This window comes from Sodalis sp. RH15 (assembly GCF_047324255.1).
In the GTDB taxonomy this organism is placed as follows: domain Bacteria; phylum Pseudomonadota; class Gammaproteobacteria; order Enterobacterales; family Enterobacteriaceae; genus Acerihabitans; species Acerihabitans ligni.
The window spans coordinates 4,210,769-4,233,107 of the sequence record NZ_CP178738.1 but is presented as its reverse complement, the minus strand read 5'-3'; the positions used below and the strand labels follow the sequence as shown (position 1 = coordinate 4,233,107).

General features: G+C 56.2%; 14 protein-coding genes. 8 read left to right on the top strand and 6 right to left on the bottom strand.

Annotation, left to right across the window (positions count from 1 at the left end; genetic code table 11):
- From menB to ACL2XO_RS19165, 4 genes are all read left to right on the top strand, one after another.
- Entirely contained in the window at positions 1-858 is an 858-nt protein-coding gene (gene menB / locus ACL2XO_RS19180; protein WP_132927270.1) for a 1,4-dihydroxy-2-naphthoyl-CoA synthase, read from the top strand.
- On the top strand, positions 858-1,862 hold the full coding sequence (gene menC, locus ACL2XO_RS19175; RefSeq protein ID WP_413741305.1) for an o-succinylbenzoate synthase: 1,005 nt from the start codon (positions 858-860) through the stop codon (positions 1,860-1,862). The genes menB and menC overlap by 1 nt, the downstream gene beginning before the upstream one ends.
- Before the next feature lie 38 nt (positions 1,863-1,900).
- Complete coding sequence (menE, locus tag ACL2XO_RS19170; RefSeq protein ID WP_413743090.1) at positions 1,901-3,283, top strand: o-succinylbenzoate--CoA ligase; 1,383 nt, start codon at positions 1,901-1,903, stop codon at positions 3,281-3,283.
- 64 nt (positions 3,284-3,347) lie between these two features.
- Entirely contained in the window at positions 3,348-4,616 is a 1,269-nt protein-coding gene (locus tag ACL2XO_RS19165; RefSeq protein WP_413741304.1) for a nicotinamide mononucleotide deamidase-related protein YfaY, read from the top strand.
- Positions 4,617-4,653: 37 nt separating this feature from the next.
- Here the strand turns inward: ACL2XO_RS19165 and ACL2XO_RS19160 are convergent, their stop codons facing one another.
- On the bottom strand, positions 4,654-6,825 hold the full coding sequence (locus tag ACL2XO_RS19160) for a glycosyltransferase (RefSeq protein WP_413741303.1): 2,172 nt from the start codon (positions 6,823-6,825) through the stop codon (positions 4,654-4,656).
- Between the two features lie 536 nt (positions 6,826-7,361).
- On the opposite strand from ACL2XO_RS19160, the gene ACL2XO_RS19155 reads away from it, so the two are divergent.
- Both ACL2XO_RS19155 and ACL2XO_RS19150 read left to right on the top strand, forming a co-directional pair.
- Positions 7,362-8,663: an AAA family ATPase gene (locus ACL2XO_RS19155; RefSeq protein WP_413741302.1), complete on the top strand. Its 1,302-nt coding sequence runs from the start codon at positions 7,362-7,364 to the stop codon at positions 8,661-8,663.
- Positions 8,660-9,382 (top strand): HNH endonuclease, encoded by a 723-nt coding sequence (locus ACL2XO_RS19150; RefSeq protein WP_413725104.1) that lies wholly within the window; start codon positions 8,660-8,662, stop codon positions 9,380-9,382. Before ACL2XO_RS19155 ends, ACL2XO_RS19150 begins: the two co-directional genes overlap by 4 nt.
- A gap of 69 nt (positions 9,383-9,451) precedes the next feature.
- Here the strand turns inward: ACL2XO_RS19150 and ACL2XO_RS19145 are convergent, their stop codons facing one another.
- From ACL2XO_RS19145 to ubiG, 5 genes are all read right to left on the bottom strand, one after another.
- Positions 9,452-10,942 (bottom strand): MFS transporter, encoded by a 1,491-nt coding sequence (locus ACL2XO_RS19145; RefSeq protein WP_413725103.1) that lies wholly within the window; start codon positions 10,940-10,942, stop codon positions 9,452-9,454.
- Between the two features lie 595 nt (positions 10,943-11,537).
- Positions 11,538-11,801 carry a class I ribonucleotide reductase maintenance protein YfaE gene (yfaE, locus tag ACL2XO_RS19140; RefSeq protein WP_132927288.1) on the bottom strand — a complete coding sequence of 88 codons (264 nt, stop codon included), beginning with the start codon at positions 11,799-11,801 and terminating at the stop codon, positions 11,538-11,540.
- A gap of 3 nt (positions 11,802-11,804) precedes the next feature.
- Positions 11,805-12,935, bottom strand: coding sequence for a class Ia ribonucleoside-diphosphate reductase subunit beta (nrdB, locus tag ACL2XO_RS19135; RefSeq protein ID WP_132927290.1), 1,131 nt, complete (start codon positions 12,933-12,935; stop codon positions 11,805-11,807).
- A 48-nt stretch (positions 12,936-12,983) separates the two neighbouring features.
- Positions 12,984-15,269, bottom strand: a complete 2,286-nt coding sequence (gene nrdA / locus ACL2XO_RS19130) for a class 1a ribonucleoside-diphosphate reductase subunit alpha (RefSeq protein WP_413741301.1) — start codon at positions 15,267-15,269, stop codon at positions 12,984-12,986.
- A 333-nt stretch (positions 15,270-15,602) separates the two neighbouring features.
- Complete coding sequence (ubiG, locus tag ACL2XO_RS19125; RefSeq protein ID WP_203523472.1) at positions 15,603-16,334, bottom strand: bifunctional 2-polyprenyl-6-hydroxyphenol methylase/3-demethylubiquinol 3-O-methyltransferase UbiG; 732 nt, start codon at positions 16,332-16,334, stop codon at positions 15,603-15,605.
- 201 nt (positions 16,335-16,535) lie between these two features.
- On the opposite strand from ubiG, the gene gyrA reads away from it, so the two are divergent.
- Together gyrA and rcsC are read left to right on the top strand one after the other, a co-directional pair.
- Positions 16,536-19,253 carry a DNA topoisomerase (ATP-hydrolyzing) subunit A gene (gene gyrA, locus ACL2XO_RS19120; protein WP_132927296.1) on the top strand — a complete coding sequence of 906 codons (2,718 nt, stop codon included), beginning with the start codon at positions 16,536-16,538 and terminating at the stop codon, positions 19,251-19,253.
- Positions 19,254-19,429: 176 nt separating this feature from the next.
- Positions 19,430-22,300: a two-component system sensor histidine kinase RcsC gene (gene rcsC, locus ACL2XO_RS19115; protein ID WP_413725101.1), complete on the top strand. Its 2,871-nt coding sequence runs from the start codon at positions 19,430-19,432 to the stop codon at positions 22,298-22,300.
- Positions 22,301-22,339 lie beyond the last annotated feature (39 nt).

The window sequence follows — 22,339 nt, the reverse complement described above, 5'->3', positions numbered from 1 at the left end:
ATGCTTAAACCCAGTGAAGAACAATGGTATGCCCCGGTGGACTGGCGCGATTGCAGCGGTGACTTCGTGGATATCCGTTATCAGAAATCCGCCGACGGCATCGCCAAAATCACGATAAACCGTCCCCAGGTGCGTAACGCCTTCCGCCCGCTGACGGTCAAGGAGATGCTCCAGGCCCTGGCGGACGCCCGCTATGATGACGGGATCGGGGTGATTATCCTCACCGGAGAAGGGGATTTGGCGTTTTGCTCCGGCGGCGACCAGAAAGTGCGGGGGGATTATGGCGGTTATAAAGATGACAGCGGCGTGCATCACCTGAACGTGCTGGATTTCCAACGGCAAATACGCACCTGCCCGAAGCCGGTGGTGGCGATGGTGGCGGGCTATGCCATCGGCGGCGGCCATGTGCTGCATATGATGTGCGATCTCACCCTGGCGGCGGATAATGCTGTTTTCGGCCAGACCGGCCCCCGGGTGGGATCATTTGACGGCGGCTGGGGCGCGGCCTATATGGCCCGCATCGTCGGCCAGAAAAAGGCTCGGGAAATCTGGTTTTTGTGCCGCCAGTACGACGCTCAGCAGGCGCTGGACATGGGGCTGGTGAATACCGTGGTGCCGCTGGCTTCACTGGAGAAGGAAACTGTGCGCTGGTGCCGTGAAATGCTGCAAAACAGTCCCATGGCGCTGCGCTGCCTGAAGGCCGCCCTCAATGCGGATTGCGACGGACAGGCAGGGCTGCAGGAACTGGCGGGCAACGCCACCATGCTGTTTTATATGACGGAAGAGGGCCAGGAAGGCCGTAATGCCTTTGTGGAAAAGCGGCAGCCGGATTTCTCCAGGTTCAAACGGAACCCTTGATGCGCCGCGGGACGCTGCTGGCTTATAGCCTGCCGCTGCATGCCGGCGTGGTGCTGCGCGGACAGCATCAGCGACAGCGCAACGGTCTGGTGGTGCGCCTTGAGGAGGATCACCGCACCGGCGAAGGAGAGATAGCGCCGCTGCCCGGCTTTAGCCGGGAGAGCCTCCCTCAGGCCGCCGAGGCGGCGCTATTGCTGATGCGGCGCTGGGTTGCCGGCGCCTCCATCCTGGCGGATCTCTCAGGCGGCGAAGACATCGCGCAGCGCATCGCGCCCTCGGTGGCATTCGGCCTCAGCTGTGCCCTGGCGGAGCTGGAAGACCGCCTTCCCCCGCAGGCTCCCTCTATTGCGGTGCCTTTATGCAGCGGCGACAGCGATGAATTCATCCGCCGTTTGACCGCTTTGCCGGACAGCCGGCTGGCCAAGGTCAAGGTGGGCCTGACGGACGGCGGTGCAGAGAGCCGCCAGGTGAACGGCATGCTGGCGGCGCTGCCCGGGCTGCATTTACGCCTGGATGCCAACCGCAGCTGGACCGCCGCCGCCGCCGCCGCCTTTGCCGCAGGATTGGACCCGTCATTACGGGGGCGGATTGATTTCATCGAGGAGCCCTGTGCCACTCCCGCCGCATCTCTGGTGTTTGCCCGCGACAGCGGCATCCCTATCGCCTGGGACGAGACGGTGCGCGAAGGGGATTTTTCTTTGCGGCCGCAGCCGGGCGTGGCGGCGATTATCATCAAACCCACTCTCACAGGCAGCCTGCGGCGATGCGAACGTTTAATCCACCAGGCCCGGCAGGCGGGTTTAACGGCGGTGATAAGTTCTTCCATTGAATCAAGCCTGGGCCTGACCCAGTTGGCCCGTCTGTCGCAAGTTCTGACTCCCGGCGTCCCCCCTGGGCTTGATACGCTGTCGCTGCTGGGAGCGCAACTGCTGCGCCGCTGGCCCGGCAGCCTGCTGCCGTTGCAGTCCCCCGCGCAATTGCACACTATCGCCCGCGCATCCTGAGGAAGCGGTTTTCTTCATGAATCAAGATGAATAACACCATGAAAAGCTTTGATAACTGGCCCTGGCATTACTGGGCGCACCATACTCCGCACAGCATCGCTTTGCGTACCCCTGCCGCTCAATGGAGCTGGCGCGTACTGGCGCAACGGATCAATGAACTGGCCGCCGCCTGGCAGCAGGCCGGCGTCACGGCCGGCTGCGGCGTGGCCCTGCGGGGAAAAAACCGGCTGGAGCTGGTGCTGGCTTATCTGGCCGTTCTGCAGTGCGGCGCCCGGGTCATTCCCCTCAGCCCACAGCTGCCGCCGGATCTGCTGGTCCGGCTGCTGCCCGGCCTGAACATTGATTTTGGCTGGTGCGGGGCGGATTTTTCCTGGCCGGACGGTATCACTCCTTTGGCCATAAGCCCGTCGTCCGTGGGCTCCTCCCCCGCCAGGATCCCCTGGCAGATCAACCGCCTGGCCACGCTGACTCTCACATCCGGCTCCAGCGGCCTGCCGAAAGCGGCGGCCCACACCTTCGCCGCCCATCTGGCCAGCGCGGAGGGTGTCCTGTCATTGATGAATTTTCAGCATCGCCACAGCTGGCTGCTCTCGCTGCCCCTGTACCATGTTTCCGGCCAGGGTATCGTCTGGCGCGCCCTGGCGGCCGGCGCCACGCTGGTAGTGGCGGACGATATGCCTTTGGAGCAGGCGCTGGCGGGCTGCAGTCACGCCTCTCTGGTACCTACCCAGCTGTGGCGCCTGTTAAAGGGCGACATGGCCGGCCTCAGCCTGCAAGACGTCTTGCTGGGCGGAGCGATGATCCCGCCGGACCTTACCCGGCAGGCCGAAGCGTTGGGGATCCGCTGCTGGTGCGGCTACGGACTCACCGAGTTCGCCTCGACGGTCTGCGCCAAACGCGCCGACGCCTCGCCGGGTGTAGGCATGCCTCTGACGGGACGGGAGCTGCGGCTGGTGGATGACGAAGTGTGGCTGCGCGGCGGCAGCATAGCGTCGGGTTACTGGCAGCAGGGACGGCTGATTCCCTTTACCGACAGCGACGGCTGGTTCCATACGCGGGATCGGGGCAGGTTTGTGGACGGCGAGCTGCATATTTCCGGCCGGCTGGACAATTTATTTATCTGCGGCGGAGAGGGTATCCAGCCGGAGGACATTGAACGCGTACTGGCTATTCATCCCGATGTGCGCCAGGCCTTTGTGGTGCCGGTGGCGGACGAGGAATTCGGCCAGCGCCCGGTAGCGGTGGTGGAAGGAGATACGCCCTTTGAACAATTGCGCGCCTGGCTGGATCCGCAACTGGCGCCCTGGCAGCGACCGGCGGCTTATTTTACGCTGCCTGACACCCTCGGCGGCGGCGGCATTAAAATTTCCCGCCGCAGTATCATGGATTGGGTCGCGGCGCAATTCACCATAAATCCCTAAAGAAAGGTTGTGTTTATCGGTGCGGCTTTCTAAAGTGACGGTATGGGGTTTACAGGAGAAGATAATGCTTAGGGTAGAAATGCTGTGCACCGGCGATGAAGTTCTGCATGGACAGATTGTCGATACCAATGCGGCGTGGCTGGCGAATTATCTGTTTGAACAGGGCCTGCCGATGAGTGCACGCATGACCGTGGGCGACAATCTGTCCGCACTGGTGGCGGCCTTGACCGAACGCAGCCTGCGGGCGGATATTCTCATTGTCAACGGCGGCCTGGGTCCCACCAGCGACGATCTGAGCGCGCTGGCCGCCTCCACGGCGGCCGGGGAAGAACTGGTGGAGCATCCCGAATGGCTGGCGAAAATAGAAGCCTATTTTGCCGAACGGGGACGGGTCATGGCCCCCAGCAACCGCAAGCAGGCGCTGATCCCCGCCAATGCGGAGATGATCGACAACCCGGTGGGCACCGCATGCGGGTTTGCGTTGCAGCTGAATCGCTGCCTGATGTTTTTCACCCCCGGCGTGCCGTCTGAATTCAAAGTGATGGTGGCGCAAGAGATTGTGCCGCGGCTGCGTGAGCGTTTCGACCTGCCCGATCCGCCGCTGTGCCTGCGGCTAACCACTTTCGGGCGCGCGGAAAGCGAGCTGGCCAGCCAGCTCGACGGCATGCCGCTACCGGAAGAGGTAGTTCTGGGCTACCGTTCCTCCATGCCGATCATCGAACTGAAACTCACCGGCCCGGCCCACGAGCGGGAAGCAATGGAGCTGGCCTGGCAACAGGTCAGGGCGGTGGCCGGTGAAAGCGCGATATACGAAGGCACCGACGATTTACCCACCCAGTTGGCCGGACGGCTGCGCCAGCTCGGACTGACTCTGGCCATCGGCGAACATTTCACCGCCGGCTTATTGACCTGGCAGTGCCAAAGCGCCGGCATGCCGGTGGTCAGCGGTGAATGGCTGTCCTCCCTGGGCGCCGGTAGCGCCGATAAGAGTGCGGATAGGAATCTGGCCGGGGCGCGGCAATCTTCCGCAGAAGAAGCTTCTCCTTTGCAAAAACTGGCCCGGCAGGCGCAAGACCTGGCCGCCCGACATGGCGCGCAGCTGGCGCTGGCGGTAGGTAACCTGGAACAGGAACGGCTTAGCCTGGCGCTGCACACTCCCGATCGCAGTTATGCCCAAACGGTCACTTTTACCATCAATATACAGCGGCACGGTCTCAAAACCCGGCAGGAAGTGGTCTCGCTGATGGCGCTGAACATGCTGCGCCGCTGGCTCAATGGCTGGCCGGTCTACGCCGATCACGGCTGGATACGAACGACCGATACCCTGGCTTAATTTTTTTCTGTATTCAATTCTAGATGCCATAACCCCGTCAGTTGGCGTGCCGAATCAATCTGCTGCCGACGGGGTTGGGTGCCGCGCTTGCTTTCACCGGCGGCATTTTTGTAAATAGGGCAATGCACACCATGAAAAACAGTATCGATTCTGAGCTGACTAACAAGACATCCGACAGACCGTAAACGATTATGCAGCAGCCAATCAGCAGCATTGGCGTATTCTTTCTCACCAGCGACTGGCTGATGATATAAACATAAAAAAGCACCACGGTCAGCAGGCCGACGATACCTTGCAGCGAGGCGGCTTCAAGCAGTTCATTGTGCAGGTGCGTGTCGATATATTCCATCGCGGTTCTGTTACCCGGATCGTGGACGATGATCTCCGCGGCTTGCATGTGGCGCCCCTCAACGGTATTGCCAAAAGGATGCTGAGAGAATATATTCAGGCCGACATACCATAACGAGAACCTGGAGCCCAGTGATGATTGGTCGTTACCGTTTTGGTAAAGCGCTATTTCACTGTCGGTTTGTTCAATCTTCGGCTTGATGTATTTTCCATAAGACATACCCACACCAAACCCCAGCAGCACCATGACGATCAGCAGGGGTTTGAGGTAAATCTTGCGGAAATGGAACAACATCATCAGCGAAATCATTAACAGGTGCGCAAGTATTGCGGCGCGGGTGCCCATCATGATGATAACCAGGAAGGAGATGGTGATCACCGCCATTAATGTTATATGGTGATTGACGGTTTTCTTGAATATCAGAAGCAGATAAATAAGAAGAATAGACAATGCAGAGTAAATATAGGCCGCAATGGTTGCGCGATTGGTGCTTAGGGCAATGCGGTCCATACCGTGATGAATCTGATAAAGACCATAACCGGTAGCCAGCACAAAGGCTAACGCAAATCCGGACAACAGGTATTTACGGTAATTGAAACTTGCCAGATAGTGGGAAAACTGGGTGATATAAAAAATCAGCGCGCCGCCGAAAATGAGTTTCTTACCCGAATTCAGCTGTATAAATCCCAACCCGTAGGTGTGCTCATGGCGATACAGGATCAGTGTCCAGATAATTTTGACCACGCCAATTAACATGATGGCATACGAAAGATCCTTTTTGGGCCATTTGAGGTTTTTTCGCTCGGCGAACAGCCCGAGCAGGGCAGCGTAACCAGAGAAATAGAATAATTCCCGCTGTATACTCGTTGAAATCAAGGTAAATACAACCGATAAAATAGCCAATAAAAAACTGGCTAAATACAACCCTTGTCCTATTTTGTCCCTATAAAGCGATACTGCTGCCTTTTTTTTATAACTGAATCTTACCGACGGGTTTATAAAAAAACGGATGCGGCGAGTTTCCTGCACTTTCTCCTGCAGCGTATTTAATTGCTCTCTATCCGTAATCCATTTTTTCCTTTTCAGCTGAATATCCAGCCAATGACACAAGACTAAATCATGAAATTTTTTGCCAAAAAGCGCATCCATTTTTTCCGTGCATACGAAGAGATTATGTATTTTTTTTTCCGATGGGGAGTTCGACAGGCTGTCGGCGCGTTTTATATAAAGATAATGGCTCTCAGATGAAAACACGATGGTTGTGGCCTTGGTCAGAATTTCCGGAAAGATGTAAAAATCTTCATAGCAGGTAAAATCCGGCATAGGGGATGACAACAGCAGGTCCCGATGGATGAATTGTCCAATCAAGTGCGCCTGGAAATCTTTGTGAATCAGGAAACGCGTTATCGCTTCATCCGCGAGCAGGGTCTTGGTTTTCAACCCCTTCCAGGTTTTATCGGCGGTACCGAGATCACGCACCTCCTGTAGCTTGGTCAATAGCAAGCTGGGTTTTTTCTGGGCCAGGAAAGTGAGGATCTCCCCAAGAGAGCCGCTTTTCAAGAGGTCATCACTGTCAAACATAGTGACGTATTCACCCTGGCTGTGAGCCAAGGCAAAGCTACGCACCTTGCCAAGGTTGGTGAATTCAACCGCATAATAATGTGCTTGCGGCGTTGATTGGGCGAAAGCCCTGAGAATTGAAGCGGTGCCATCACTTGAGGCATCGTTGACCAAGATGATTTCACAGCGTCCGATGTCGGCGCCCAATGCCGCAAGCAGGCTTTGCAGTGTGTCTTGAAGATATTCATCGCTGTTATGGGCGGCGATAATAATGCTAAGAATCACATTTTGTGTTGGCATAATTTAGAGGTAAACCAAAAAATTGACTTAAGTACGCCGTTTAAAAACTCAGCGGCAGAAATAGTTAAATTACGATTTTATTTTAGTTATCTATCTATCGTTAATGATAATCATTCTTTTATCAACACACCTCGAACAAGGTCCGTGATACTTATAAAATACCTCCCGGGTGGTGTCAATGTCATTTTGCACTTTCATGCTAAGCTTACAATTCGGCCACTATTTTTATAAAAATGAAATCCATTGCTATTATTACTTATATTGATAAATATTATTTAAGTATGTAATAAACTCTTTCTGCTATCACATTCAAATTTCCCATTTAAACGTGGCCTGAAGATATAATGTAGAACTGCTTAATATATTAATTCTAGATATGCCAGCTGACTTTCGGCGGGTCCGCCGCCCTGACCATAAACGACCACTTCAAGAGCGTGCCTATCCCAAGGCTAAACAAACCGATATCTATCCTTTACGAGCCCCGATCTTCGCGACAAAATGCCTACTCTATCTTGCCCAGGACAGGAAGCGGCCCATTGAATATCCAAGAAATTTCAATCAAGAATTTCAAAGGTATCCGACATGAGACCTTCTCCTTCCGTTCGCGGTTCACCGTATTCATTGGTGATAACGCCACCGGTAAAACCACCATCCTGGATGCCCTGGCGGTGGCGCTGGGAAGCTTTTTCCTCGGACTTGACGCTATCAGCTCAAGGCCGATACGTGCCGATGAAATCCGGACGGTCAACGTTGACGGACAGCCCAGGCCACAGTTTCCCGTATCCATAGAGGCTAAGGGCATGATTGACGGCCAACGGCATGTTGCCTGGTCAAGAGAAATCATCCGACAGAAAACCACTGTCAAGGGCGCGAGAGCCTTAAGCAATATCGCCGCCCGCAAGCTTGAGCAAAGCCGCAGACCCAAATCCGAACGCAATAACAAAGAGGTGATCTTCCCGCTTATCGCCTACCACGGCACCGGACGACTGTGGGCGGAAAATGAAGAGATTGGCTACCAGAAGCAGGCGGAAGGGATAACGAAGGCCTATACGCATTGCCTATCCGCCAAATCCTCAAGCCGGGATTTTCTTTCCTGGTACAAGACCCAGGACGACAGCATCAAGAAATTCGGCGATCCTTTGGATATCATCCATCTGAAAGCGCTCAAGGCCGCGGTTCTCAAGCTGATCCCCGATAAACGCTGGGTCGATACGGAATTTGACTATAAGCTCAATACATTGGTGGGGACTTATAGCGATGGGCGCGGCCACAATCACCGCCTGGCCTTCAACCAGTTGAGCGACGGTTTGCGCAATATTATCGGCATCGCGGCGGATATGGCCTACCGATGTATTCAGCTCAATCCGCATCTGGGCATCAATGCCGTTGTGGAGACCCCCGGCGTGGTGCTTATTGATGAAATCGACCTGCATCTGCACCCCATCTGGCAAAAGAGCATTATACAGGATTTCAAAGACGCATTTCCCAAGCTGCAGTTTATCGCCACCACCCATTCCCCCTTTATCGTGCAGAGCCTGGGGGTGGGTGAGCTCATCAATGTCGACCGGCCGGGTAATGAGTCGGTGCCCAATGAACTGCCCCTTGGCAAAGTGGCGACGCAGATCATGGGCGTTGAAAATATCCGCAGCGATAATTTTGAGCGGCGCGTCAAATCAGCCCGGGAACAACTGGCACAGATAAAAACCCAAGGTGGGAAATTAACGCTTGATGACTATTTAAACATACGCCGGGTAGTGAATTCGTCGCTGATTAATGAAACCGACGATCCGGAATATAAAGCCTACTTGTTAGCCAAAGATCAAGGAACTGATAAATGAGGCCCATAGATAAGGGAACATGGCCGCTAAACAAAAAGGGCGCCAAAGCCTGTTTCAATCATTGGCGAAACGCTAAACAGTATCTTGAGGAGCGTACCGGCTGCTATTGCCATTTGTGTGAAATGCGGGTGAATAATGCCCTGGCCGTCGAGCATATCAAACCCAAGGACAGCTATCCGCGCCTTTCCGCCTGCTGGACCAATTTTTTACTGATCTGCACCCCGTGCAATTCCCGCAAGAGCAAATCGCTCCTTGCCGTTCCTTACCGGCATCATTATTACTGGCCCCATATAAATAACACTCTGCTGGCCTTCCATACGCCGCTGACCGGAGACAATGCCATGGTGGTCAACGCTCATCCATCGCTATCGCCGTCGCAGAAGCAAAAAGCCGATGCCACCATAAAACTGTATGCGCTGGACAAGACCACGACGGTAACCGGGGACAGCGACCGGCGCTATCTTGAGCGCCAGCTAACCATCAGCATGGCCCTTGAACGCCTGGAAGAGTATGCCGACAATCGTGCGACGGCGGCAGCCATCGTTGACCTGGCGGTCAGCAGGGGATTTTTCAGCCTGTGGATGGTTATTTTCAGCGATTATCGGGAAGTGATGGAGGCATTGCTGGATGCCAGACCGTTTTGCCAGAACCGGACTGCCTGGTTCAGCGCCGCCCTTGCGCCGCTGCCCCGCAATCAGGGCCAGGCCGATCCGCTATGAAGTAGTGGATCGGCCATGGAAACTCCTGGCAGGCCATACCCGCCGCACCCGGAGCCTGTATATCATTTTTCAGCGCTCAGGGGCCGCAGCGCCAAAATCCTCCGCATCCACATCATAGCCCGACGGCTCCCAGCGAATCAGCAGCAGCGCCAGCAACCCCGCCACGGGGGCTGCGGCAATCACCCAAAACACGCCGGTCTTAAGCCAAGCCACCAGCACCGGAAACAGAAACAGCGAAAGCGTGGAGCTGGCGCGCATCAGCGTCTGGTTAAATCCGACACCCACGCCTCGCAGCGAGGTGGGATAGCTCAGCGAGGCAAAGGTCATGCTGTGGGAACCCGGGCCGAAACCCTGGCCGAACAGGAACAACGCCAGCATGGCGATGGCCAGGGCGGCATGGGCGCCGTCCGCCGGCCGGCCGATGAGCGCCAGTCCGATCAAGGCGACCAGTTGGCAGGCATAACCCAGCACCGTCATCCGCCAGGCACCGAAGCGGGGTACCCAGCGGACGCCTATCAGGCCGCCCACAAAGGCAAATAACAGGTTAAGCCCCAGGGAGGCCAAAATAGTGGTCAGCATGGACTGCGCCAGAAAACTGCTGATAATCACCGGCAAACCGAATGCCACGGCGTTATAGGCAAAGGACGACGCCACGGCGATAACCGTCGCCAGCACGGTACGCCGCAGATAAACCCCCCGCAATAACCGGCCGTAATTACTCCAGCGGGCGCGCAGCGCCTTGGGCGCGGGCTGTTGTTCCGCCACCGGCGCCGCCTGGGCATTGATACCGTAGGAGCGCCGCAGAATTTGCGCCGCGCCGGTTAAATCGCCCTGATTAGCCGCCCAGACCGGCGACTCGCTGATATACCGGCTACGAATGGCGATAATCGCCAGCGCCGGCACCGCGCCGAAGCCCAGGATTAAACGCCATAGCCAGTGGGTTTGTTCAGCGGGCAATACGGCATACAGCAACAGCACCAGCAAATAGGAGATACTGATGGCGGCATACCAGGTGGGACACCACATGGCGACGCTGGCCGCTTTATTACCGCGTCCCTTCAGCCGCGAGAACTCCGCCAGAAAGGCCATGGCCACCGGCAAATCGATACCGACCCCCAATCCCATGACAAAACGCGCACCGGCCAGCACCCATTCGTTAGGGGCGAACGCGCAGGCGATGGCGGCGAAGACGAAGAAAAACATATCGGCCATGAAAACGCGATAGCGGCCAATCTTGTCGGTGAGGTAGCCGCCGAAAAATGCGCCGACAATAGCGCCGAAGGTAATGGCGGAGGCCACCATGCCGGTGCCCGCCGGGGTAAGGTTGAACTCGCGGGTAATATCCTTCACCCCGAACGCCAGGGCTCCCAGGTCATAGGCATCCAGGAAAACGCCCCCCAATGCGATGCCGATGATAATACCGGCATGACTGCGCTTTTCCCCACCGGAATTCACTAAATGGGATACATCGGCGGCGCTACGGATAAAAACGGTTTCGCTCTCGTACGGCTTGTCTCGGTCAAGAGCGGCGACATGCGCCATTTTGAGGAGTTCGGACATGGTATTAAGCAGGCTTATAAAAAGTGTGATCTAGGTAACATGAGCATACCGGGCAGGGCCATGAAAACCAATTCCGAATCGCTATAACTTACAACTAAAAGATCAGAGCGCCCCATGCCGGGGTAGGCCCGCGATCACGTGACGTGCAACGAGCCGGTAATGACACTTCGGTGAAAGCGGGCGCGTGTTGAAGGGAGACCGCGGCAATGGGGTCGAAGCCGCCGTCTGGCGGCGGCCGGAGCGCCCCATGCCGGGGTAGGCCCGCGATCACGTGACGTGCAACGAGCCGGTAATGACACTCCGGTGAAAGCGGGCGCGTGTTGAAGGGAGACCGCGGCAATGGGGTCGAAGCCGCCGTCTGGCGGCGGCCGGAGCGCCCCATGCCGGGGTAGGCCCGCGATCACGTAACGTACAACGAGCCGGTAATGACACTCCGGTGAAAGCGGGCGCATGTTGAAGGGAGACCGCGGCAATGGGGTCGAAGCCGCCGTCTGGCGGCGGCCGGAGCGCCCCATGCCGGGGTAGGCCCGCGATCACGTAACGTACAACGAGCCGATGAAAGCGATTTTTCCCGCCTCGACCGGATACTACTCGGCTATAGCTCCAGCTCGATATCCCCCGCCGGCAGGCAGCAACAGGGCAGAATATCGCCCGGCCGGATACAGGCCAGGGGGGACTGGGTATAAGCGACCCGGCCCCGCAGCAGCCGCATACGGCAGGCGCCGCAATAGCCGGACCGGCACTGGAATTCGACGTCGATATGATTGGCTTCCAGGGCATCCAGCAGGGAGCGGTGGCCGGATTCGCACTGAAGCTGCGCCCCGATATGGCGCAGCGTGACCTTGGCCGATGGGTCCATGGCTTACAGCTCGAAATCGCTCAAATCGCCCGAATTCATCTCGGAGTCGATTTGGCCTACCAGGTAGGAACTCACCTCCACCTCCTGCGGCGCCACCTGAACATTGTCCGACACCAGCCAGGTATTAATCCACGGAATAGGATTGGAGCGGGCGGCAAAAGGCAGATCCAGACCCACCGCCTGCATGCGGATATTGGTAATATAATCCACATACTGGCACAGAATATCTTTATTCAGGCCAATCATGGAACCGTCGCGGAACAGATAACTTGCCCACTCTTTTTCCTGCTCCGCCGCCAGCACGAACAGGTCATAACACTCCCGCTCGCACTCCTTGGCAATCTCGGCCATTTCCGGATCGTCCTCGCCGGAACGCATCAAATTCAGCATATGCTGGGTGCCGGTAAGATGCAGCGCCTCGTCGCGAGCGATCAGGCGGATGATTTTAGCGTTGCCCTCCATCAGTTCGCGCTCGGCGAACGCGAACGAGCAGGCGAAGCTGACATAAAAACGGATGGCTTCCAGGGCATTGACGCTCATCAGACAAAGGTAGAGGCATTTTTTCAGCTCATGCAGATTCACCACTACCTGGGCGCCCTTTACCTGATGGGTCCCAACGCCGAGCAAATGGTAGTAGCCGGTCAGTTCGATAAGCTTGTCGTAATAGCCCGAAATATCCTTGGCCCGCTTCAGAATCTCTTCATTGGTCACGATATCGTCGAATACCAGCGAGGGGTCGTTAACGATATTGCGGATGATATGGGTATAAGACCGGGAATGAATGGTTTCCGAAAAGGCCCAGGTTTCCACCCAGGTTTCCAGCTCCGGAATGGAAATCAGCGGCAACAGGGCGATATTGGGGCTACGGCCCTGGATGGAGTCCAGCAGGGTCTGGTATTTCAGATTGCTGAGGAAAATATGCTTCTCGTGTTCCGGCAGCGCCTGGAAATCAATGCGGTCACGCGACACGTCCACTTCTTCCGGCCGCCAGAAAAAAGAGAGCTGTTTTTCGATTAATTTTTCAAAGATATCGTATTTTTGCTGATCGTAGCGCGCAACGTTCACCGACTGGCCGAAAAACATCGGCTCCAGCAATTGGTTGTTTTTATTCTGTGAAAATGTGGTATAGGCCATGGTCTCTCCCGTTACACGCGGACGGCAATGGCGCCGCCCGCGGCCATGTTAAATCTTGCAGGCTCCGCTCTCGCAATCATCAGTCTCGGCGGCGGCTTCCATATCTTCCTGGGCATCTTCCGCGCCGTCGCGGGTATTCTGATAATACAGCGTCTTGACCCCGAACTTGTAGGCGGTGAGCAAGTCCTTCAGCAACTGCTTCATCGGCACCTTGCCGGCCGGGAAACGGGTCGGATCGTAATTGGTATTGGACGAAATGGCCTGATCGACGAATTTCTGCATCAACCCCACCAACTGCAGATAACCGTCGTTGTTCGGCATTTCCCACAATAGCTCATAGGCGCCTTTCAGCCGGTTGGATTCCGGCACCACCTGGCGCAGAATGCCGTCTTTAGACGCCTTGATACTGACGTAGCCCCGGGGCGGCTCGATACCGTTGGTGGCATTGGAGATTTGCGACGACGTTTCCGACGGCATCAGCGCCGACAGGGTTGAATTACGCAGGCCGTGCCGTTTGATGTCTGCGCGCAAAGCCTCCCAATCGTAATGCAGCGGCTCACTGCAAATCCCGTCCAGATCCTTTTTATAAGTATCAATGGGCAGGATGCCCTTGGCATAGGTGGTTTCATTGAACCACGGGCAGGCGCCCCGTTCTTTGGCCAGCTCGTTGGAAGCTTTTAATAAATAGTACTGAATGGCCTCGAACGTCCGGTGCGTCAGGTTGTTGGCGCTGCCGTCGGAGTACCGTACGCCGTTTTTAGCCAGATAATAAGCATAATTTATCACGCCCACGCCAAGGGTCCGCCGTCCCATGGCGCCGCGTTTCGCCGCCGGGATCGGGTAGTCCTGGTAATCCAGCAGCGCGTCCAGCGCACGCACCGCCAGGGTCGCCAGTTCCTGCAGATCGTCCAGGCTCTCCAGCGCTCCAAGATTAAAGGCCGAAAGCGTACACAAGGCGATTTCGCCGTTTTCGTCGTTCACGTCTTCCAGCGGTTTGGTGGGCAGAGCCACTTCCAGGCACAGATTGGACTGGCGGATAGGCGCTACGGCCGGATCGAATGGACTATGGGTGTTGCAATGGTCCACATGCTGGATATAAATACGCCCGGTGGATGCGCGCTCCTGCATCATCAGGGAGAACAGCTCCACCGCCTTGACCCGGCTTTTACGAATAGAGGCGTCCTGTTCATAACGGGTATACAGCCGCTCGAATTCATCCTGGTCGGCGAAGAACGCATCATACAGCCCCGGCACATCAGACGGGCTGAACAGCGTAATCTCTTCTCCCTTCACCAGGCGCTGATACATCAGTTTGTTGATCTGTACGCCGTAATCCATATGGCGGACGCGGTTGCCCTCTACGCCGCGGTTGTTTTTCAGCACCAGCAGGCTTTCCACTTCCAGATGCCAAAGCGGGTAGAACAGGGTGGCCGCGCCGCCGCGCACGCCGCCCTGGGAACAGGATTTCACCGCGGTCTGGAAATGCTTGTAAAAGGGAATGCAGCCGGTATGAAAAGCCTCGCCGCCGCGGATCGGGCTGCCCAGGGCCCGGATACGGCCGGCGTTGATGCCGATGCCGGCCCGCTGCGATACATATTTGACGATGGCGCTGGAGGTGGCGTTAATGGAGTCGAGACTGTCGCCGCATTCAATCAGCACGCAGGAACTGAACTGGCGCGTAGGCGTGCGCACCCCGGACATAATGGGCGTGGGCAGGGAAATCTTGAAAGTGGAAACGGCGTCATAGAAACGCTTGACATAATCCAGCCGGGTTTCCCGCGGATAACCGGAGAACAGGCAGGCCGCCACCAGCATATAAAGGAATTGCGCGCTTTCGTAAATTTCCCCGGTGACCCGGTTCTGCGCCAGATACTTGCCTTCCAGCTGCTTCACCGCGGCGTAGGAGAAGTTCATATCCCGCCAGTGATCGATAAAGCCGTCCATCAGCGCGAATTCTTCGGCGCTATAATCGTCCAGCAAATGCTTGTCGTATTTGCCCATGGCCACCAGCCGCGACACGTGGTCATAAAGCTTGGGCGGCTCGAACTGGCCATAGGCTTTTTTACGCAAATGAAAAACCGCCAGGCGCGCCGCCAGATATTGATAATCCGGCGCGTCGCGGGAAATCAGATCCGCCGCGGCCTTGATAATGGTTTCATGGATGTCGGCGGTTTTAATGCCCTCATAAAATTGGATATGCGAGCGCAGTTCAACCTGCGAGACCGAAACATTCTCGAGACCTTCCGCCGCCCAGTCGATGACGCGGTGGATCTTGTCCAGATTGATTTTTTCTTTACTGCCGTCGCGTTTTGTAACAAGCAGACTCTGGTTCATGGGGCTTAATACCTGTCTGAGTGATCCCTATGCCTTATGTCGGACATAAGCGAAATTAGTGTCTGATCTATGGGATAAACACTACATATAGGGTTTTTTGTTAATTTGATAACAAGATAGTGACTTAACGTCGTTATTGCAAGGGACGAAAATAAAGCTTTTTGTGGATAACTTGGGGGCAAAATGTTAACAGGCCGACTAAAGCGCTATTCCCTCTGCCCTTGAAGGATGTCAACTGCTGTAGATAAAAAATTCAAAAAGATATTATTTGTCGAATTATTAAACATTGATCACGCCGGCCAGGGCCGGCCGGCGAGATTACACCCGTCAGGGTTACAGGCGGTGGCGGGTATGCAGCATGTAATTAACGTCAACATTGCCCCCCAGGCTAAAACGATCCCTGAGCGGGTTATAATGCAGGCCGGTGATATGCCGCTCCTGCAGCGGGGTGTCGTCGAGCCAGTGCAGTAGCTCCGCCGGCTTGATGAATTTGGTAATGCTATGGGTGCCCCGAGGCACCAGACGCAGCAGGTACTCGGCCCCGACGATGGCCATCAGCCACGCCTTGGGATTGCGGTTCAGGGTGGAGAAGAACACGTCGCCGCCGGGTTTCACCAGCCGTGCGCAGGCGCGGACGATGGACGCGGGATCCGGGACGTGTTCCAGCATTTCCATACAGGTCACTACATCATAGCGCTCCGGGTTTTCCGCCGCGTGCTCTTCCACCGTCTGCTGGATATAATCAATATTCAGCCGGCTTTCCAGCGCGTGCAGCCGCGCCACCGCCAACGGTTCGGCGCCCATGTCCAGCCCGGTGGCCGTCGCCCCTTCCAAGGCCATGCTTTCAGTCAATATTCCCCCGCCGCAGCCCACGTCCAGCACCGTTTTGCCGAACAGGCCGTCGGCATGGCGCAGAATATAGTCCAGGCGCAGGGGGTTAATGCGGTGCAGGGGTTTGAATTCCCCTTCCTTATCCCACCAGCGGGAGGCCACCGCGTCGAATTTGGCGATTTCCCGCCGATCCACATTATCGCCGGCGGCAGCGGTCTGAGATTCCCGATTCATAACGGCCTTCCTGAGTATTTGCATAGCGAAATGAAGCCAGTATACCTGCAACCGGCCGTCCGGTCAGTGATTCGGTAGCGGAAACAACTATAACCACGGCTTTTCGTCGCCGACAATTTTCCCAGAATCACCTATCTATGGTATACTTTGGCACCTTTAAATCCGGGTGGATGCTTCAATTAGTAGAGGGATAGCGGCTCAATGAGTGACCTTGCCAGAGAAATAACACCGGTCAACATCGAAGAAGAGTTAAAAAGCTCTTATCTGGATTACGCCATGTCCGTTATTGTCGGACGTGCGCTGCCGGATGTACGGGATGGGTTGAAACCGGTACACCGCCGCGTATTGTTTGCGATGAGCGTACTCGGTAATGACTGGAATAAACCTTACAAAAAATCGGCCCGTGTGGTCGGGGACGTCATCGGTAAATATCACCCCCATGGTGATACCGCGGTCTACGACACCATCGTGCGTATGGCCCAGCCGTTCTCGCTACGCTATATGCTGGTGGATGGCCAGGGTAATTTCGGTTCCGTCGACGGTGACTCCGCCGCGGCAATGCGTTACACCGAAGTCCGCATGTCGAAAATCGCCCATGAATTGCTGGCGGACCTCGAAAAAGACACCGTGGATTATGTGCCGAACTACGACGGCACCGAACAGATCCCCGACGTCATGCCCACCAAGATCCCCAACCTGTTGATCAATGGCTCTTCCGGCATTGCCGTAGGTATGGCCACCAACATTCCGCCGCATAACCTGACGGAAGTGATCAACGGTTGCCTGGCCTATATCGACGACGAGAATATCAGCGTTGAAGGCCTGATGGAACATATTCCCGGCCCTGACTTTCCCACCGCCGCCATCATCAACGGCCGGCGCGGTATCGAAGAGGCCTACCGCACCGGACGCGGTAAAATCCTGATCCGCGCCCGCGCGGAAGTGGAAGCGGATGCCAAAAGCGGTCGTGAAACCATCATCGTGCATGAAATCCCTTATCAGGTGAACAAAGCGCGTTTGATTGAAAAAATCGCCGAGCTGGTGAAAGACAAGCGCATTGAAGGTATCAGCGCCCTGCGCGATGAATCCGACAAAGACGGCATGCGCATCGTCATCGAGATCAAGCGCGACGCGGTAGGGGAAGTGGTGCTCAACAACCTCTACTCCCAAACGCAGCTGCAGGTCTCCTTCGGCATCAATATGGTGGCGCTGCATCAGGGCCAGCCCAAGATCATGTCGCTGAAGGATATTCTCTCCGCCTTCGTGCGCCACCGTCGTGAAGTGGTCACCCGCCGCACGATTTTCGAACTGCGCAAAGCGCGGGATCGCGCCCACATCCTTGAAGCCCTGGCAGTGGCGCTGGCCAATATCGAACCCATTATCGAATTAATCCGCCATGCGCCGAGCCCGGCCGAAGCGAAAAGCGGACTTATCGCCCGTTCCTGGGAACTGGGCACGGTAGCGGCCATGCTGGAACGCGCCGGCGACAACGCCGCCCGGCCGGAATGGCTGGAAGAGCAATACGGCATCCGCGACGGACGTTATTATCTCACCGAACAGCAGGCGCAAGCCATCCTGGATCTGCGCTTGCAGAAACTGACCGGGCTGGAACATGAAAAGCTGCTGGACGAATATAAAGAACTGCTGACCCAAATCGCCGAACTCATCATCATCCTGGAAAACCCGGATCGGCTGATGGAAGTGATTCGCGAAGAACTCAACGCGATGAAAGAGCAGTACAACGATGCCCGCCGCACCGAGATCACCGCCAATACCTCCGATATCAATATCGAGGACCTGATTAATCAGGAAGACGTGGTGGTGACCCTGTCCCATGAAGGGTATGTGAAATACCAGCCGCTCACCGACTATGAAGCCCAGCGCCGCGGCGGAAAAGGCAAATCGGCGGCCAGGATCAAGGAAGAGGACTTTATCGACCGCCTGCTGGTGGCCAACACCCATGACACCATCCTGCTGTTCTCCAGCCGGGGGCGCCTGTACTGGATGAAGGTTTACCAACTGCCGGAAGCCAGCCGCGGCGCCCGCGGCCGGCCTATCGTCAATCTGCTGCCCCTTGAACCGAACGAGCGTATCACCGCCATCCTGCCGGTGCGTGAATACGAAGAAGGACGCCATGTCTTCATGGCCACCGCCAGCGGCACGGTGAAAAAGACCGCGCTGACCGAGTTCAGCCGTCCGCGCAGCGCCGGCATTATCGCCGTCAATCTGAATGACGGGGATGAGCTTATCGGCGTCGATCTTACCGACGGGCAGAACGAGGTTATGCTGTTCTCCGCCTACGGCAAGGTAGTGCGTTTCCCTGAAAGCCAGGTGCGTTCCATGGGCCGTACCGCCACCGGCGTGCGCGGCATCAATCTGGCCGACAAGGATCGGGTGGTTTCCCTGATCATTCCGCGCGGCGACGGTCCGATCCTGACCGTGACGCAGCACGGTTACGGCAAGCGTACCGCCCAGGCTGAATATCCCACCAAATCCCGCGCCACTCTCGGCGTGATATCGATAAAAGTGAGCGAACGCAATGGCGAAGTGGTGGGCGCCGTGCAGGTGGAAGACAGCGATCAGATCATGATGATCACCGATGCCGGCACCCTGGTGCGCACCCGTGTGTCCGAAGTCAGCATCGTCGGGCGCAACACCCAGGGTGTTACCCTGATCCGGACCGCTGAAGGCGAACATGTGGTCGGCCTGCAGCGCGTGGTGGAACCGGTGGACGATGAAGATCTCGACACCGTCGAAGGGCTGGCGGAAGGCGAAGTGAATGACGCGGGAGACGACGCCGATATCGACGACGACGCCGCGGACGATATCGCCCTTGATGACGCCGACGACGCGGATGATGCCGACGATGCGGATGACGAAGACGGCGAAGACGAGGGTGAAGACTACCCGAACAGCTGAGGCACTGCCTGTCCAGGCCGGGCACCGTTGTCAGCCCTCGGATGCCCAGGGTTACCGGTCGGCGAGTCTCAATCAACCAGGCCAGCGCGTTGCGCTGGCTTTTTTTTTACTGGGTCGGTAGTGTATCGGCTGGGCAGGCCCGCATTAATCAGTTCTAGCACTGGAACGGTATAGTTTTGAAATACTTCTCATCCTTTCGCACAACGGTCAAAATATCCCGCTACCTGTTTCGGACGCTGGCCCTATTGCTCTGGGCGCTGGGGGCGCTGTTATCCACTTTTTACATTATCAGCCTCCTGCATCAGCGCGAATCCGATCTCCGTCAGGAATACAATACCAGCTTCGCCCAGGCCCAAAGCTATTTCACCCGCTCTGCCGATATGATGCGGGAAATCAAATACGTGGCGGAAAACCGCCTCAACACCAGTTTGCCCGGCCCGGATATGATGACCGGCCTGTTGGCCGGCAAGGTGAGCCGGCCGGAATATACGCCCCTTTCCCCCAATCCCGACTGCGGCCGCGTGGAAACCGAATACCGCCACTCCGTGGATTCGCTGAGCTATTTTCTCAGCTACTGGAAAGACAGTTTTACCGAAACCTACGATTTGAACCGGGTTTTTTATATCAGCGGTGAAAGCCTGTGTATGGCGAACTTCAATCTGCGCGCTGATAACGGCGTTGACAACACGTTGCCGAAAAGCCTGCAGCAGCAAGTGGTCAAATACCGCAACGCCCGGCAAAACGATCGGGAGGATGACATTTATTGGGTGGCTCCCGGCCAGCGGGGCGACCGCGGCTATTTGTATATGTTAACGCCGATTTACGCGGCCAATAAGCTGGAAGCCCTGCTGGGAATCGAGCTCAATATCCGGCTGGAGGATTTCATCACCAACAGTACTTTGCCCATCGGCATCACGCTGCTGGATCAGAATAACGCTCCGATGATGTCACTGTCCGGCGGGATACGGCGGGTCTCCGAACTAAGCTCCTATCCCGAAGCGGCCGGATTTTACGGTTATACGGAAGGCTACAAGAATCTGGTGATGAAAAGGAGCCTGGCGCCCACGTCCCTGAGCATTGTCTATTCGCTGTCTTTATCCACTATTATCGAGAATTTTAAAGCGGTCTTCATCAATGCTCTTTTGCTGAATGTACTCACGGCATTGCTGCTGTTTATCCTGACCTGGCTGTTTGAGCGCAAAATGTTTGCCCCGGCGGAAAAAAATGCGTTGCAGCTGGAGGAAAACGAACAGTTCAACCGCAAAATCGTCGCTTCCGCACCGGTGGGTATTTGCATCCTGCGCATCAGCGACGGCGCCAACCTCATCAGCAACGAGCTGGCCCATAATTATCTGAGCCTGCTGACCTTTGAAGACCGGGAACGCATCATCCATATCATCTGCGGGCAGCAGGTGAATTTTGTCGATGTCATGACCAGCAATAACAATAATCTGCAAATAAGCTTTGTCCATTCCCGCTACCTCAATGAAAACGTCGCCATCTGCGTGCTGGTGGATATCAGCGCCCGGGTGCGGATGGAAGAGTCTTTACAGGAAATGGCGACGGCGGCCGAGCAGGCCAGCCAGGCGAAATCCATGTTTCTGGCCACCGTCAGCCATGAATTACGGACGCCGTTATACGGCATTATCGGCAACCTGGATCTGCTTAAAACCCAGGATTTGCCGGAAGGCGTCGACCGGCTGGTGATGGCAATGAATAACTCGTCGGCGTTATTGCTCAACATTATCAGCGATATCCTGGATTTTTCCAAAATCGAATCCGAGCAGCTGAAAATTGAGCCCCGCAGCTATTCTCCCCGCGAAGTGGTGAGCCACATCGCCGGCAATTACCTGTCGCTGGTAGTGAAAAAACGCCTGGGCCTCTACTGCTTCGTCGATCCCGGCGTGCCGAACAGCATGCGAGGGGATCCGGTGCGGCTGCAACAGGTGTTATCGAACATATTAAATAACGCCATTAAATTCACCCATAGCGGCTGTATCTCCATTTATGTCTTTTGCCATGACGGCTACCTGCAGTTATGCATCAGGGATACGGGGGTCGGCATTCAGCAGCGGGAATTAATCAAACTGTTTGATCCCTTCGTGCAGTTGGGCAGTGACGGTCACCAGCAGTTCCAGGGAACCGGGCTGGGATTGGCGATTTGCGAGAAGCTGGTCAATCTGATGGACGGCGACATCGCCGTTGAATCGGAGAGCGGGTTGGGTAGCCAGTTCACTATCCGGCTGCCGCTGTATGAGGCGTCCCGCTCCTATACGGTGCTTAACAGCGATTTGTACGGGCGGGTGTGCTGGCTGGCGTTGCGCAACACCGCCCTTGAACACTATCTGACCCGCCTGCTGAAAGAAAACGGCCTCATGGCCAAGCGGCATACCGATCAGGTCATCGGCGGCGACGAGGTATTTATCAGTGACGATGATATTCCCCCCGGTGGCTGTTATCGTGCTTGGATCCGCTTTTGCATCGCGCATATCGGCCCGGCACTGGAAATCAACCCCGGCCACTGGTTGCTCAGCCCGGCCTTTACTGAAGAATTGCCGCTGTTACTGTTGAAAATCTATCGTGGTGAATCCACTGCTTCATCGGCGCCGCTGCTGCCTCAGCCGTCGCCGACGGCGAATGGCGAAAACAATGACATCAGAATCCTGGTGGTGGATGATCATCCCATTAACCGCCGGCTGTTGGCGGATCAACTGGGTTCCTTGGGATATCAGGTAATGACGGCGAACGACGGCGTGGATGCGCTGAGCTTTCTTAACAAGCAGTCGGTGGATATCATCCTGAGCGATGTGAATATGCCGAAGATGGATGGGTATGAACTGACCCGCCGTTTACGGCAACAGGGCAGGGTATTGCCGGTTATCGGGGTGACCGCCAACGCGCTGGCGGAAGAGAAGCAACGCTGTCTTGATGCGGGGATGGACAGCTGCCTGTCCAAGCCGGTTACAGTGAGTGTATTGCAACCCGCTCTGGCCCTGTTCAGTCGCAGGGCCAGAGAGCAACGCGGCGAGCTTGAGGAACACTCCTGAATACCTGAGCGGCCTGGTTAACCGCTCAGGTATGGGATA

What these genes read in the sequence shown, in the direction of transcription:
- menB (WP_132927270.1), top strand. Translation starts at nt 1, where the DNA reads ATGCTTAAACCCAGTGAAGAACAATGGTATGCCCCGGTGGACTGGCGC.
- menC (WP_413741305.1), top strand. Translation starts at nt 858, where the DNA reads ATGCGCCGCGGGACGCTGCTGGCTTATAGCCTGCCGCTGCATGCCGGC.
- menE (WP_413743090.1), top strand. Translation starts at nt 1,901, where the DNA reads ATGAAAAGCTTTGATAACTGGCCCTGGCATTACTGGGCGCACCATACT.
- ACL2XO_RS19165 (WP_413741304.1), top strand. Translation starts at nt 3,348, where the DNA reads ATGCTTAGGGTAGAAATGCTGTGCACCGGCGATGAAGTTCTGCATGGA.
- ACL2XO_RS19160 (WP_413741303.1), bottom strand. Translation starts at nt 6,825, where the DNA reads ATGCCAACACAAAATGTGATTCTTAGCATTATTATCGCCGCCCATAAC.
- ACL2XO_RS19150 (WP_413725104.1), top strand. Translation starts at nt 8,660, where the DNA reads ATGAGGCCCATAGATAAGGGAACATGGCCGCTAAACAAAAAGGGCGCC.
- ACL2XO_RS19145 (WP_413725103.1), bottom strand. Translation starts at nt 10,942, where the DNA reads ATGTCCGAACTCCTCAAAATGGCGCATGTCGCCGCTCTTGACCGAGAC.
- yfaE (WP_132927288.1), bottom strand. Translation starts at nt 11,801, where the DNA reads ATGGACCCATCGGCCAAGGTCACGCTGCGCCATATCGGGGCGCAGCTT.
- nrdB (WP_132927290.1), bottom strand. Translation starts at nt 12,935, where the DNA reads ATGGCCTATACCACATTTTCACAGAATAAAAACAACCAATTGCTGGAG.
- nrdA (WP_413741301.1), bottom strand. Translation starts at nt 15,269, where the DNA reads ATGAACCAGAGTCTGCTTGTTACAAAACGCGACGGCAGTAAAGAAAAA.
- ubiG (WP_203523472.1), bottom strand. Translation starts at nt 16,334, where the DNA reads ATGAATCGGGAATCTCAGACCGCTGCCGCCGGCGATAATGTGGATCGG.
- gyrA (WP_132927296.1), top strand. Translation starts at nt 16,536, where the DNA reads ATGAGTGACCTTGCCAGAGAAATAACACCGGTCAACATCGAAGAAGAG.